The 13901-nt window shown below is 46.7% G+C and carries 13 protein-coding genes; 6 read left to right on the forward strand and 7 right to left on the reverse strand.

The window, feature by feature from the left end; translation table 11 throughout:
- Positions 1–32: 32 nt before the first annotated feature.
- Positions 33–380, forward strand: a complete 348-nt coding sequence (locus tag EII32_RS01215; protein WP_125233644.1) for a MerR family transcriptional regulator — start codon at positions 33–35, stop codon at positions 378–380.
- 277 nt (positions 381–657) lie between these two features.
- Positions 658–870, forward strand: coding sequence for a hypothetical protein (locus tag EII32_RS01220; RefSeq protein WP_125233645.1), 213 nt, complete (start codon positions 658–660; stop codon positions 868–870).
- Between the two features lie 131 nt (positions 871–1001).
- Here EII32_RS01220 and EII32_RS01225 read toward each other — a convergent pair whose 3' ends face one another.
- The 5 genes from EII32_RS01225 to EII32_RS01245 all read right to left on the reverse strand — a co-directional run bounded on the left by EII32_RS01225 (position 1002) and on the right by EII32_RS01245 (position 7430).
- Entirely contained in the window at positions 1002–3287 is a 2286-nt protein-coding gene (locus tag EII32_RS01225; RefSeq protein ID WP_125233646.1) for a RelA/SpoT family protein, read from the reverse strand.
- 148 nt (positions 3288–3435) lie between these two features.
- Positions 3436–4947: a lytic transglycosylase domain-containing protein gene (locus tag EII32_RS01230; RefSeq protein WP_233582276.1), complete on the reverse strand. Its 1512-nt coding sequence runs from the start codon at positions 4945–4947 to the stop codon at positions 3436–3438.
- Between the two features lie 37 nt (positions 4948–4984).
- The gene (locus EII32_RS01235) at positions 4985–5623 is read right to left on the reverse strand and encodes a DUF5683 domain-containing protein (RefSeq protein WP_233582285.1); all 639 of its coding nucleotides are present in this window, start codon (positions 5621–5623) and stop codon (positions 4985–4987) included.
- Positions 5624–5766: 143 nt separating this feature from the next.
- Entirely contained in the window at positions 5767–6666 is a 900-nt protein-coding gene (locus EII32_RS01240) for a ParB/RepB/Spo0J family partition protein (RefSeq protein ID WP_125233647.1), read from the reverse strand.
- A 2-nt stretch (positions 6667–6668) separates the two neighbouring features.
- Entirely contained in the window at positions 6669–7430 is a 762-nt protein-coding gene (locus tag EII32_RS01245) for a ParA family protein (RefSeq protein ID WP_125233648.1), read from the reverse strand.
- A 208-nt stretch (positions 7431–7638) separates the two neighbouring features.
- On the opposite strand from EII32_RS01245, the gene surE reads away from it, so the two are divergent.
- Together surE and lpxB are read left to right on the forward strand one after the other, a co-directional pair.
- Entirely contained in the window at positions 7639–8412 is a 774-nt protein-coding gene (gene surE / locus EII32_RS01250) for a 5'/3'-nucleotidase SurE (protein ID WP_125233649.1), read from the forward strand.
- A 68-nt stretch (positions 8413–8480) separates the two neighbouring features.
- The gene (gene lpxB / locus EII32_RS01255; protein WP_125233650.1) at positions 8481–9629 is read left to right on the forward strand and encodes a lipid-A-disaccharide synthase; all 1149 of its coding nucleotides are present in this window, start codon (positions 8481–8483) and stop codon (positions 9627–9629) included.
- Between the two features lie 175 nt (positions 9630–9804).
- Here lpxB and EII32_RS01260 read toward each other — a convergent pair whose 3' ends face one another.
- Complete coding sequence (locus tag EII32_RS01260; protein WP_125233651.1) at positions 9805–10821, reverse strand: lysylphosphatidylglycerol synthase transmembrane domain-containing protein; 1017 nt, start codon at positions 10819–10821, stop codon at positions 9805–9807.
- Positions 10822–10951: 130 nt separating this feature from the next.
- Between EII32_RS01260 and EII32_RS01265 the strand changes: the two genes are divergently transcribed.
- The gene (locus EII32_RS01265; RefSeq protein ID WP_125233652.1) at positions 10952–12412 is read left to right on the forward strand and encodes an aminoacyl-histidine dipeptidase; all 1461 of its coding nucleotides are present in this window, start codon (positions 10952–10954) and stop codon (positions 12410–12412) included.
- A 151-nt stretch (positions 12413–12563) separates the two neighbouring features.
- Positions 12564–12842, forward strand: a complete 279-nt coding sequence (locus tag EII32_RS01270; protein WP_125233653.1) for a hypothetical protein — start codon at positions 12564–12566, stop codon at positions 12840–12842.
- A 198-nt stretch (positions 12843–13040) separates the two neighbouring features.
- On the opposite strand, the gene EII32_RS01275 is transcribed toward EII32_RS01270, so the two are convergent.
- Positions 13041–13853: a DNA-directed RNA polymerase subunit alpha gene (locus EII32_RS01275; RefSeq protein WP_125233654.1), complete on the reverse strand. Its 813-nt coding sequence runs from the start codon at positions 13851–13853 to the stop codon at positions 13041–13043.
- Between the last annotated feature and the right edge of the window lie 48 nt (positions 13854–13901).

Genomic DNA, 13901 nt, shown 5'->3' on the forward strand with positions numbered 1-13901 from the left:
GAGATATGTAAAGAAATAGCAATTAAGAAAAAATGCCATTAAAGAACGAGAAACCCAAGAAACTGTACTATTCGATTAAGGAAGTGGCCGAGATGTTCGGTGTCACGGATAGTTTGTTGCGATATTGGGAAACCGAGTTCCCGCAGATTAAGCCGAAGACCACGGGTAACCGCGTGCGCCAATATGCCGACAAGGAAATCGAACAACTGCGCCTTATATATAATCTCGTGAAAGTGCGAGGGTTCAAACTTGCGGCGGCGAGAAAGATGTTGCAACAGAACAAGAAAAACGTGGATAGCAGTACGCAGGCACTTGAGCGTCTTATCCGTGTGCGCGATGATTTGAAAGAACTGAAACGACAACTCGATTACCTGACGTAACTACCGGCATGGTATTATTCTTTAAAAACAAATACATACATTATTACAAAATATTATCATTAAAACAATTACTATTTTAAGATGGTAATAGTTTCTTTTATGGTACTATTCGTATATCTGAATGCTTCGGGGAGAGAAACGATTGCAATCGGAGAAAAGAAATATTCGGATTTCGCTACATATAAAGTAAGTGATGCAAGATAACGGAATGCCAATTCTTTTATATCAAAAATGGCATGAAAGTCATTTCCGAATAATGAACATAAAATGATATAATATGAAAAATAAAGCATACACTGCACCGGAAATCGGTGTAGTGGAATACCCGGAACTGATGGGGGAGGGATTGGTATTCAGTCCGATAAATAATGGTTCTATTGATGGTGACAACGGAGAAGCGTTGGCAAAACCCGCAGAGATGGATCTTGAAGAGGAAGAAGAGGAAACCACAAATGTTACGCTCTCGATGTATAAATATAAGGCTTGGTAAGATTGATTGCCTGTAAGTTAAAAAGTTGAAGGTTGAAAGCAAATCAATGTTCATTTAAATAGACTTGCTTTCAACCTTTGACTTTATTTCAGATGACTTATTTACAGTCTTTTAATTTCAAATGTAGCGGTTTAATTAGTCTCGCTGACCTCTTTCAGTCCGTCAATCTTTTTCAGTCTGTTCATTATTGTGTGTACATCTTCGCGGTCGTGTACGCGAAGTTCCAACCTGCCTTCGAATATGCTTTCCTCACAGCATGCGGTGATTTTACGTACGCTGACGCCGAACTGCGATGACAGTACTTGTGTGACATCGTTAAGTATTCCGACACGGTCTATTCCTCTAATCTTTATTTCGGCCTCGAAGAACAGCACCTTACGCATCTTCCATTTTGCATCGAGGATACGGTTGCCGTAACTTGATTTCAGTTTCGATGCTACGAGACATGAGCGTTTGTGTATCTCAATGTGATTGTCGCTTGTGATGAAACCGAGAATGTCGTCTCCTGGAATTGAGTGGCAGCAATCTTTAAAGATATACTGCGATATGTTTTCGTCGGTTACGAATATGGGTTTCTTGCGGTTCATGTCCTTCGGCACGACAATCAGTGTGCCGTTGTTACCGGCCTCCACTTGTTTCATAGCCGTTTTCCCCTTGCTTCCGAGGAACGGCACATATCTCCTCCAGCCGCTGCTTCCCTGCTTTTTTTTCTTGCCTTGCAGAACGTCAATGTCTTGTTCGCCGAGTATTATTTTCTTGTTCCCGAGTTCTTGGAATAGTGTTTCGTGTTTTTGTACCTCGTGCAGTTCGCATAGTTTGTCTAATACCGAAAGAGTAGGTTCCATGTCGTATCTCTTCAGGAATTCTGTCAATACCTTCTCACCTTTTTTCTGTATCTCACGCCCTTCGCGTCGCAGTATGGAAAGAATTTTGTTCTTTGCCTTTGCCGTTTCCACAAAATTTATCCACTGCGGGTCAACGTGTTGAGAGTTGCTCGTAAGTATCTCTACTTGGTCTCCGCTTTGAAGTTTATGGCTGAGCGGAACTAATTTATGGTTTACCTTTGCCCCTATGCAGTGACTTCCGAGGAAAGTGTGTATCTGAAAAGCGAAATCGAGTGCGGTACATCCTGCCGGCATGGTCTTTATCTCACCTTTGGGAGTGAAGACGAATATTTCGGTTGCGAATAGATTCATCTTAATCGCGTCGAGGAAATCCATTGCATTCGGTTGCGGGTTATCGAGAATTTCTTTTATTGTTCTCAACAGATCGTTTAACTCGCTCTCGTCTTCGGTATATTCTCCTCCTCCGTCTTTGTATTTCCAGTGCGCCGCAAATCCCTGCTCTGCAATTTCGTTCATACGGTCGCTTCTTATCTGCACCTCTATCCATTGTCCCATTTTTGACATCAGTGTGACGTGCAGTGCCTGATATCCGTTTGCTTTCGGGTGGCTGAGCCAGTCGCGCAGTCGTCCCGGGTGCGCCTTGTATAGTTTGCTTATTGCAACGTATATGTTGAAACATTCGTTTATTTCGTTTTCTCTTTTGTCCGGACTGAATATTATACGCACTGCGAGTATGTCGTATATTTCATCGAATGCCACATGTTTGGTCTGCATTTTGTTCCAGATGGAATATGGGCTTTTCACTCTTGCCTTTATCTCATGCTTTATGCCCATTTCCATGAGTTTCTCCCTTATCGGAGCCGTGAATTTCTCGAACAGTTTGTCTCGTTTCACGCTGCTCATTTGGAGTTTGTTCATTATATACCGGTACTCTTCCGGATGTTCGAACTTAAAACTGAGATTTTCGAGTTCTGTCTTTATCTTGTTCAGTCCCAGTCGGTTGGCGAGTGGTGCGTATATGTACAGTGTTTCTCCTGCAATCTTGTATTGTTTGTTTGCCGGCTGACTTTCGAGTGTTCTCATGTTGTGCATGCGGTCGCATATCTTTATCAGTATAACCCTGATGTCGTCGCTCATGGTTAGCAGCAATTTCTTGAAATTCTCTGCCTGTGCCGATGCTTGATCACCGAATATTCCGCCGGATATTTTTGTCAGACCGTCAACGATTTGTGCTATTTTTTTCCCGAAGATGTTCTCAATATCCTCTACCGTGTAGTCTGTATCTTCGACCACGTCGTGCAGTAGTGATGAGCAGATGCTCGTTGAGCCGAGTCCCATTTCCTCGCATGCTATGTGTGCCACGGCAATGGGGTGCATTATGTAAGGTTCGCCAGACAGTCGGCGAACTCCTTTGTGTGCCTGTTTTGCGAAGTTGAATGCCTTGGTGATTATATCCACTTTCTTGCGGTGTCGCGATGCGAGGTAACTGTCCAACAGTTTCCTGAACGCATCGTTCACGAGTTTCTCTTCCGCTTCTTCGCGTGTGATGTCTTTCTTGTCCTGCTCTTCCATAGTATCTTCTGTTTCTATCTTATGACGGTTAGTGTGAAGTTTTTGTTTTTCTATCGTACATATATATAATATAAGGTATGAACTATATAATATAAGGTATGAACATGCACCGGCTTTTGCATGTCCACACCTTTATATTTTCGGGTTTTTATTTCACCCTTATTTTCTTGCCGGCTCGTATGTTCGAGCCTTTTATTCCGTTAATTTGCTGAAGTTTTTTTACGGTTGTTCCGTGTTTGCGAGCGAGTCCGGACAGAGTTTCGCCTTGTCGTATGGTAACACTCTGTGTTGTTTGACGGCGGCGTGTCGAGTTTTTCGAGCCTCTTTTGCCGTTTTTTCTGTGTTTCTTTGATGCTTTACCTTGTTCTTTTGCCGACGAGTAGCGGTTCTTTGTAATTTTTCCCCGACTGTTTCTGTAACTGTTCCTACCCTTGCCGTATGAGTTGCCGGTGCTTCCCGAGTATGATTTTCTCGTTGTGGTATATCCTTGTTGCGGTTCGGTGTACGATTTCCTCGTATATCCGTTGCTTGCCGTCTGTGACTGATACTGCCTCGGTTCGGTATAGGAGTACGAATCTGCATTGTCAGAGAAAGTGACGTTTGACGACTGTGCATATATCTTTTGTTGATTATCGATGAACAACAGCACTGCTGCCGTTGGCATGCTGATAGCCGACGGTTCGCTGCTTCCGTTCACAATGTCTCGCCTGTACTGCGGGTTCAATGCTCTGAGTTGTTCGATTGAAATGTCGCAAAATTCCGAAATGGTTTTGAAACTCACATCACGGTCAACCATTACGGTGTCGGCTTTCTCGGGCAGTGTCGAGCGCATGGGACATATATTGTGTTCGCAGTAATAGTTCATCACATAGTTTGCTGCGATGAATGCCGGCACATAACCTCGTGTTTCGCGTGGCAGATATTGGTAAATTGTCCAATAGTCCTTGCTGCCTCCGGCTCGGTGTATTGCGCGGTTCACGTTTTCCGGTCCGCAGTTGTATGCTGCCAATGCGAGATGCCAGTCTCCGAAAACCTGGTACAGGTCGCTCAGCAGTTCGGCTGCGGCATACGAAGACTTGATGGGATCGCGTCGGTCATCGACGAGCGAGTTGATGCGCAGTCCGTAGCGTTTGCCCGGCTGAATCATAAACTGCCACAATCCGGCTGCCCCTGCGTGTGAAACGGCCGACGGGTTGAGCCCCGACTCTACCACGGGCAGATACTTCATCTCGAGTGGAACACCGAAAGTTTCGAGTGCCTGTTCGAATATCGGTGTGTATAAATTCATCGCTGCTATCATATATCCCACCGAACGACGTCCCGACTTGGTATATCGGTCGATGAATTTCCTTACAATCTCGTTGTAGGGCATCGGTATTACGTATGGCAGTCGGTTGAGTCGGTCGATGTATTCTTGCTCGCTGAACTCCGGGTCGCTGCTGCTCGTTATGCAGTTTTCGTCGTCTGCAAGGAACGTCTTGGAATAATACAGATTAAGCATGCTGTCCACCTCGAACGTCATTGCTTCGGGTATGTCTATCTCTTGTCGCTGTCCGTTGGCATCGGTAACAACGATTTCGTATTCATCGTCATATTGAGCGAATGCTGAGAATGTGACGGTAAACATTGCGGCAATAGTAAAAAAAAGTCTTTTCTTCATATCTGTCGTTTATTTTATTATTTTCAAATGGTTAGTGTCAGAAAGTCAGCGAACAGTTAAGTCCTATCGCTGCCGACTTTAGCGGGTTCCCGTACCCGTTGCTTTTCATCACTGCCGGTTCGATTCTCATGCTCAAATCCGGTGATATGTCGAACTCCGACAGCGATGCATCTACGTATGCATCGATTACCGAGAGGGCATAAACGCCCACGAGAATGAAAAAACTAAGGTCGCGATAGCGGTGGTAATAGTCTTTTCTATTTTTGAAAAGGTTCTCGTATCTCGCCTTGTTTTCGGGAGTGATGGTAGCCCCAAGATGCAGAAACTTGTTGTAACTCTGGGTTTGCGGGTCGTTGTCTGTAAGATCAATGTATGCCTGCGAGTAGTCGTCATACATCATGTTGTTCCACCGCATGGCATATATGCAACCGATGAATCCACCATACACAATTGGCAGTTTCCAGTATTTACGGTTGTATATCTGGCCTGCGCCGGGAAGCACGATAGACAGCCATAAGGCTTTCTTCGGTTCCGGTCGCCATTTTTCCCAATCTTTCTTTTCGCGCTTTGCCTTGTCCCTGTTGCGCCTTTCGGCGGCACGTGGAATTTTTTCTGTTGTTAAGGCAGTGTCTGCGATGACAACCTCGTTGCCGTCTTCTGTCGCTGTTAACTCCATTTCCTGTTCGTTTGCAAAGTTGAAGATGAACGTGCTGTCGGTCTCCACCTGTGCTTTGGCATCGGTCGCGAAACATGCGACGGCCATAACCGCCGCCGCCACAATCCTGTATATATTGCTCGGCAGTGCTCTCACGGCTGTTGCTATTTCATTTTGTCGAACACACTCATTATCCATTCCAATTCTTCTCCGTTGCCGAAAGGTATTGTTATCTTTCCTTTCCCGCCGGCAGAGCATGTCACTTCCACTTTGCTGTTGAAAAGTTCGGCCAGTTTGTCGCGCATCGGTGCATACTCTTCCGGCATCGATGTCTTTTTCCCCGACGTTACTTTCGCAGCCTCCTCTTCGCCGTTTCTCATCCGTTTGACAAGACTTTCCACCTGTCTCACCGAGTATCCGTTCTTCTGAATGTCGCGGAACATTCGTATCTGCTGCGACGGACTGTCTATTGAAAGCAGTGCGCGTGCATGCCCCATGTCAATCTCTTTCTTCTGAAGAGCCATCTGTACCTGTGCGGGCAGTTTCAGCAGTCGCAAATGGTTGGTTACGGCTGTGCGACTCTTTCCCACTCGTTCTGCCACTTTCTCCTGTGTCATGCCGGTGTTTTCGAGCAAGTGCTGGTATGCAAGTGCAATCTCTATGGAGTTCAAATCTTCTCGTTGAATGTTCTCCACGAGTGCCATTTCCATTACATTCTCATCGCTCGTTGTGCGTATGTATGCCGGCAGAGCATGCAGCCCTGCCATTTGCGATGCCCTCCACCGTCGTTCGCCTGCAATTATCTGGTATCGCTCATCGCTCATTTTACGCAGCGTTATTGGACTTACGATGCCAATTTCCTTGATGCTCTGTGCCAATTCTTGCAGCGACTCTTGGTCGAAATCGCGTCGCGGTTGGTTTGGGTTTGCTTCAATCTGCGATGTGGGTACTTCGCATATTGTTGACGAGCCCTGCGTTCTTACCTCTTCGGTTGAGATAAGTGCGTCCAATCCTCTGCCAAGTGCGCTGTGCCCCGAGGCACTGTATTTTTTTCTTACTGCCATGATTAATTCTTGTTTATTATTTCCTTTGCCAGCGCAAGGTGGTTTTTGGTTCCGGTGGATTCTGCGTCGTATAGAATAACGGGCAGACCGTGGCTCGGTGCTTCCGACAACTTCACGTTGCGTTGAATGACGGTTTTGAACACCAATTCCTGGAAATGTCGCTTAACCTCGTCGTATATCTGTCTTGCCAATCGGAGGCGACTGTCGTACATCGTGAGCAGGAAACCCTCGATTTCCAACTGCGGATTAAGTTTGCTTTTTATAATTCTTATTGTATTCAAAAGTTTGCTTATTCCCTCTAGTGCAAAATATTCGCACTGCACCGGGATAATTACCGAGTCGGCGGCCGTGAGAGCATTTACCGTTATAAGTCCCAGCGACGGCGAGCAGTCTATGAGGATATAATCGTAATCATCCTTTATCGGGTCAAGAATTTTCTTTATTACACGTTCGCGTTGCGAAAGGTTGAGCATCTCTATCTCCGCCCCTACGAGGTCTATGTGACTCGGTATTATGTCGAGTGTCTCAATATCCGTGGTGTACATTGCATCGCGAACGTCGGCTCCGTCAATGATACATTCGTACAGCGAGCATTCCACCTCGTTGAGGTCAACACCCAGTCCGCTTGACGCATTTGCCTGAGGGTCTGCGTCAACGATGAGCACCTTTTTCTCGAGAGTGGCGAGCGATGCTGCCAGATTGATGCTTGTTGTGGTCTTGCCCACGCCACCTTTCTGGTTGGCCAATGCTATGATTTTTCCCATTTCTTTTTTACTGTTCTTTTGTTTCCTAAATGACTTAAACGTCTTTGTTTTCCTTGGTAATAATCCTCGGAAGGTTTCGTTGCCCGTGTCAAAAACAATCTTCTGACTTTTCACGAGCGTCACGTCCTAAAATATCTTGCAAAGATATATAAAAAATTTGTAAAATGGTGTTTTTTTACTACTTTTGCACCGAAAGATTGATTTTTTTATGAAAAATAACAGACCGTTAATACTTATTTCAAATGATGACGGCTATAGTTCGAAAGGACTCGCAAGCCTCGTGGAAATGATACGCGACATTGCCGAAATCGTTGTATGCGCTCCGGATTCGGCACGCTCGGGCTTCTCGTGCGCGTTCTCGGGAACATTGTCGCTGAGGCTCGAAAAGAGACACGAGGAGGAGGGCTTGCAGGTGTGGTCGTGCAACGGTACACCCGTTGACTGCGTGAAAATGGCACTCGGAAATATTCTGACACGCCGCCCCGACATGATTATAGGGGGCATAAACCATGGCGACAACGCCTCGGTAAACACTCATTATTCGGGTACGATGGGAGTAACACTTGAGGGTTGCATGAAATATATCCCTTCGGTGGCATTCTCGCTGTGCGACCATGACTTGGATGCCGATTTCTCGTTGATGATTCCGGTGGTGCGCTATGTCACCCAAAGGGTACTTGGAGAGGGGCTTCCCGCAGGTGTGTGTCTCAACATCAACTTCCCCGTAGTGAATAAATATAACGGAGTAAAGGTGTGCCGAATGGCTAAGGGGACGTGGAATAATGAAACTGTTCGCTGTCTGCATCCGCGAGGTTACGAATATTTCTGGATGGTAGGCAGATATTCCAACGACGAGCCGGATGCCGAGGATACCGACAGTTGGGCATTGCAGCATGGATATGTGGCGATAACACCTACGCAGATTGATGTTACCAACTATCCGATGATTGAGCGCATGGGTGAGTGGGATTTCCCTGTGTGAAGCACTCTGCAAGGATGCGGGAGCGGATTTAATACAGAGAATTTGACAAAACGGAATATACGCAGGCCATGAAATACTACATCATAGTGGGCGAGGCAAGCGGCGACCTGCATGCTTCGCATCTTATGCAGGCATTGAGCGACCGAGACCCGGAGGCTGATTTCCGCTTCCTCGGAGGCGACAACATGACAGGAGTGGGAGGGACGCGTGTGCGCCATTATCGCGACATGGCATACATGGGTTTCGTTCCGGTTTTGTTGCATCTGCCTGCAATAGCAATGAACATGAAGAGATGCAGGCACGATGTGATCAACTGGAATCCGGATGTCTTGATTCTTGTCGATTACCCCGGATTCAACCTTGATATTGCGAAATATGTACGACGACATTCGGACATCCCAATATACTATTATATTGCACCGAAACTGTGGGCATGGAAAGAGTACAGGATAAAGAACATAAGGCGCGATGTGGATCAACTGTTCTCGATACTGCCTTTCGAAAAGGATTTTTTCGAGGGCAGGCACAACTATCCGATACATTATGTGGGAAACCCGACGGCTGCCGAGGTTGGCAAATTCCGAAGCCGATACGATGAGACTCCCGAAGGGTTCCGGGCAAGATACGACCTTGACAAGCGTCCGATCATAGCACTTTTGGCAGGTAGCAGAAAACAGGAGATAAAAGATAATCTCCCGATGATGTTGAAAGTGGCATGCGAGCATTCGCATGACTATCAATTGGTGCTCGCCGGTGCACCGGGCATAGACCGCGACTATTATGACCGCTTTGTGTGCGATTGCCATGTTAAATTTGTTAATAATGACACGTTCGCACTCTTAATGCACGCAGATGCGGCATTGGTGACGAGCGGAACGGCAACACTCGAAACCGCACTTTTCCATGTACCGCAGGTGGTGTGCTACGAGACACCGTTGCATAAAATTATCGGCTGGTTGCGAAAGAAAGTCATAAAGGTGCCGTACGTGTCTCTCGTAAATCTTATTGCAGGCAGAGAAGTCGTTCCGGAACTTGTGGCCGACTCTTTTACGGAGGACAACCTTCGTGCCCGGTTGCAGTCAATACTGCCCGGCGGTGATGCCCGGGAAACAATGTTGAGCGGGTACGAGTACGTGGAAAACGTACTTGGTCAAAACAACGCACCCGAAGAGACAGCGCGTATAATGCTTTCATTGCTCCGAAAGAATACGCACTGAAAAAACGGGCATGCTCGTGTTCTCAATTCTTGTACATCACGCTCACTCATTCGGAATGACATGTTACGTTTGGCATTTTACAATGTAACAATAAACGATTTCGCCCGATTTGAAAACCAAAACAGGCGAATTTGCCATGCAATTCCGCCTGTTTTGTTATTTTGCGACAAACGTGTCACTTGGCAGTTTCTTGTATGCCGGCAGTGATTTTTTTCTTAAACGACTGCATTGTCCAAGCATATATGCCGAGCAGTACCACCAACATTGTTTGAAGCGTGTGTACGATTAGTACGAAATAGAGAGCCTGTCTGTCTGCAACGCCATACAGAATGAGCATTGTTTTCACTGCGAAATGCCACGAACCGGCACCGTTGGGCGTTGGCACGATTACCGCAATCGAGCCGACGATGAACGTAACAAGAGCGCACGACATGCCGAGGCGGGCAGTGGCATCGAAACAGAAAAAGGTGAGATAGTAGTGTAGAAAATAACATCCCCATATCGCAAGCGTATAGAATGCAAACAGAGGCTTGTTGCGCACGCCGCGCAACGACATCACACCCTGCCAAATGCCGCCGATGGTGGAGCGAACCTTATTATATATGCTCAGGCGGCGCAGCAGCAGGTGGAGCAAGACTGCCACTGCCACGGTGCATACGGCTGTTACGAGGTAACCTTCAAGTGAGAAATCGGATAGTATAGAGTCGATTCCCGTGCCGGTTTTCTCAAAAAATGTTCCGAACAAACCTATCTGCCACAGTAGCGTAAGTGAGGTAATGGCAAGTACGAGCAACGTGTCTATGGCACGCTCAGTGACAACGGTGCCAAGTGCTTTCGGGAACGACACTCCATCGTACTGCCGCAGTACTCCGCAGCGAGTGAATTCGCCGATGCGCGGTATCACGAGCGATGCCGCATAACTCATAAATATACTGTTGATGCAGGTAGACATGCGGGGATTCTCGCCAAGGGGTTTCAGTGACTGTTGCCACCGCCACCCGCGAAACATCTGTGCAAGCACTCCGAACGGCATCGACAGAATCATCCACGTCCAATCCATTTCGTGGAGCATCACGTCCTTTATGCTCCCGAAATCGAAATCGCGGTACATCCAATAGAGTATCGCCGCTCCCAATACTGCGGGCATTGCGATTTTTACCGCCCCCGACATGATTTTCTTTTGTTCTGCCATATCCGTATCCGCGTGCAAAGGTAGCGCAAATCAACGGAATACGGAAATTTGTGGTTAAAAGATTTGGCGGTGGCGAAGTTTTTTTATATCTTTGCGGTCGAAACTTTAAATTTATATACATATAGCAACCATGAATGAAATCTTAAACCTTAAACCGCAGTGCATCTGGAAAAATTTCTATGCACTTACGCAAGTTCCACGTCCTTCGGGACATCTTGAGAAAATAGAGAAATTCTTGCTCGATTTCGCAAAGGAAGCCGGAGTGGAGGCTTTCAAAGATCCCGCAGGCAATATAGTTATGCGCAAACCGGCAACCGAGGGAATGGAAAACCGCAAAGGCATAATCCTGCAGGCTCACATGGACATGGTGCCGCAGAAATCTCCTGACAGCAAGCATAATTTTGAGACCGACCCGATAGAACCGTGGATAGACGGTGAGTGGGTCAAGGCCAACAACACCACACTGGGTGCCGATGACGGTCTCGGAGTGGCTGCAATAATGGCTGTCATGGAGGACAAAACATTGAAGCACGGTCCCATAGACGCACTCATCACCGCAGACGAAGAGACCGGAATGGTTGGTGCTAACGCACTGCCCGCAGGCGAACTTCAGGGCGACATCCTGCTCAATCTCGACTCGGAAACATGGGGCAAGTTTGTCATCGGCAGCGCGGGCGGTATCGACATTACCGGTACGCTCGGATATAAGGAAGTGGAAACAGACAAGGCTGATGCCGCATTACGCGTTACGCTGAAAGGTTTCCGCGGCGGTCACTCGGGTCTCGAAATACATGAGGGCAGAGCCAATGCCAACAAGCAGATGGTACGTTTCGTACGCGAGGCGATAGAGAAATGCGATGCCCGTCTTGCAACATGGCACGGCGGAAACATGCGCAACGCCATTCCGTTCAAGGCCGAAGTGGTGATTACATTGCCGAAAGAGAATGTTGAGGCGGCAAAGGAACTGGTTGAAGAATGGAAAGAAAGATATATCGACGAGTTCAAGACGATAGAAACTAACGGAGTGGAGTTCTTCGCAGAAGACATTGAAACTCCGGCGATGCAAGTTCCGGTAGAATTGCAGGATAATCTCGTTAATGCAATATATGCATGCCACGACGGCGTTATCCGCATGATTCCCTCATATCCCGATGTGGTTGAGACAAGTTCAAACCTTGCAATAATAGACATTGAAGGAGGCGAGGCCTCAATAAAGATTCTTGCACGCTCGAGCCGTGAAGACATGAAAGATTATGTCGTAAAGACCATCGAGAGTTGTCTCTGCATGGCGGGCATGAAGGTGGAGACAGGCGGCAGTTACGGCGGCTGGGATCCTAATCCCGACTCTGAGATACTCGCGCTTATGCTGCGTGTATATAAGGAATTGAACGGTGAGGACGGTATTATACAGGTGGATCACGCCGGTTTGGAGTGTTCGATAATCCTTGGCAAGTATCCACACCTTGATGTGGTAAGCCTCGGTCCTACCGTTCGCTCTCCGCATACAACCACCGAACGCACCCTTTGGAAAACGGCAGAACCTTTCTGGGCATTGCTGAAGAAGGTGCTTGAAGAAATACCGGTTAAGTAACAGCCTCTTTACTTATGGGCTAAGGCCGTTTTTTAATGGGATTCTTGGGATCTTACCGGGACAAACCGGAATTTCCCAAGAATCCCAAAATGTTTCCGTAACTCCACGACTTTTAATCTCCGCAATTCCCAATGATTCCCGGCAAAGCAGAATGTTGTGGAGGGAGCCAGGCGTAATGGTTTCAGACAAGATGGAAATATCGCTGACAAACTTCTCGCCAACAAATCTCGAAGAACTGCAAGCCGACAATGAAGACTTCCTTGGTGCGAGACCACACACACATATACACATTCACATTCACATACACATACACGCAGCATATATACAGTACGCCACATACCTATGGCACCCCCCACACGCCCAGCGATGCGCGGGATCGTTTAAGAGTTTTGAAAAAAAGCGGTTTATAAACCTTTTGGAAACGTTTTAAGTTAGATATACAATAAAACAAAAGCGAAAAGGTTATTTTGTTTCACACAAACAAAGAAATCTTTTCGCTTCAAAGAAACATCATTAATATGTGAATATATTGTTTCCGACAACCGACAATAATTACATTCGGTAGCGGAAGTAGTTAATATTCAGTATTCTATGGTTCGCGCGCACACGCAAACCATTAATAACTGCATCACCAACGCACGCCCATTTTTTTGAACGCCTTATGAATCAGCCCAAGCGTGCCGCTACCAACGCCTTCCATGTCTAACAGTTGACCGGTGGACAGCGAGGCAAACTCCTGAAGAGTGGTGACACCCTTACGCTCAAGCGCGTAACGCAGACGCGCAGCACTCGCTTTCTTCTCCTCGCCAAACGCACGGTACAAATCGTCAAGCGTATATTCCGTTTCAGATACCGGCACGCCGTTATCCGCTTCTTCAGCGGGCTGCCGCAATTCCATTGTAGGTTCTGTTATGGATTGAGCCACAGAAAGTTCATCGCCAGCCACTACCTCGTAACTCGACAGCACTCCTGCAATGGCAAGGAGTTCGGCATTTAGCCGGTCGGCATCGTCGCGCGTGATATTGCCATATATTTTTGATTTTGGAGACGATAATGTAAGGCTATATTTTGCAAGATTCCATCCCAACAGTCTTTCTGTCATGCCACGCAGTTTGAAAAACTTCCCTATTCCCTGACTTATAGGTTTTATAAGTCCGGGGTCGTAAGTTTTTCCGCGTTGATTGGTGAATGTTTCATCGCTTCCAAACACAAGAACGCATTTACGCATATCATCGGCTACCCGTTCAATGGCTTTATTCATCTTCTTAATAATAGATGAAGAGAATGTCAGCGGCTTACCGAGTCTATTTGGTATATGTAAAAAGCAGCCCATCATGTTTCCATTGCTTACCTCCATGTATTTTGACAATACCAAAAACGTGAAATTATGCTCCTTGAGATATTTATAAAGAGTGTCTGTAGAAACTTTAATTTTTTCCATTGTTGTAGCCTTATTTTTACTTCTTTGACCACAAAGGTGTATATATAT

It is taken from the genome of Prevotella sp. OH937_COT-195 (assembly GCF_003932845.1).
Taxonomy (GTDB): Bacteria; Bacteroidota; Bacteroidia; order Bacteroidales; family Bacteroidaceae; genus Prevotella.

What these genes read in the sequence shown, in the direction of transcription:
- EII32_RS01260 (WP_125233651.1), bottom strand. Translation starts at nt 10,821, where the DNA reads ATGGCAGAACAAAAGAAAATCATGTCGGGGGCGGTAAAAATCGCAATG.
- EII32_RS01275 (WP_125233654.1), bottom strand. Translation starts at nt 13,853, where the DNA reads ATGGAAAAAATTAAAGTTTCTACAGACACTCTTTATAAATATCTCAAG.
- EII32_RS01230 (WP_233582276.1), bottom strand. Translation starts at nt 4,947, where the DNA reads ATGAAGAAAAGACTTTTTTTTACTATTGCCGCAATGTTTACCGTCACA.
- EII32_RS01270 (WP_125233653.1), top strand. Translation starts at nt 12,564, where the DNA reads ATGTTGTGGAGGGAGCCAGGCGTAATGGTTTCAGACAAGATGGAAATA.
- EII32_RS01225 (WP_125233646.1), bottom strand. Translation starts at nt 3,287, where the DNA reads ATGGAAGAGCAGGACAAGAAAGACATCACACGCGAAGAAGCGGAAGAG.
- EII32_RS01235 (WP_233582285.1), bottom strand. Translation starts at nt 5,623, where the DNA reads ATGGAGTTAACAGCGACAGAAGACGGCAACGAGGTTGTCATCGCAGAC.
- surE (WP_125233649.1), top strand. Translation starts at nt 7,639, where the DNA reads ATGAAAAATAACAGACCGTTAATACTTATTTCAAATGATGACGGCTAT.
- EII32_RS01215 (WP_125233644.1), top strand. Translation starts at nt 33, where the DNA reads ATGCCATTAAAGAACGAGAAACCCAAGAAACTGTACTATTCGATTAAG.
- EII32_RS01245 (WP_125233648.1), bottom strand. Translation starts at nt 7,430, where the DNA reads ATGGGAAAAATCATAGCATTGGCCAACCAGAAAGGTGGCGTGGGCAAG.
- lpxB (WP_125233650.1), top strand. Translation starts at nt 8,481, where the DNA reads ATGAAATACTACATCATAGTGGGCGAGGCAAGCGGCGACCTGCATGCT.
- EII32_RS01240 (WP_125233647.1), bottom strand. Translation starts at nt 6,666, where the DNA reads ATGGCAGTAAGAAAAAAATACAGTGCCTCGGGGCACAGCGCACTTGGC.
- EII32_RS01265 (WP_125233652.1), top strand. Translation starts at nt 10,952, where the DNA reads ATGAATGAAATCTTAAACCTTAAACCGCAGTGCATCTGGAAAAATTTC.
- EII32_RS01220 (WP_125233645.1), top strand. Translation starts at nt 658, where the DNA reads ATGAAAAATAAAGCATACACTGCACCGGAAATCGGTGTAGTGGAATAC.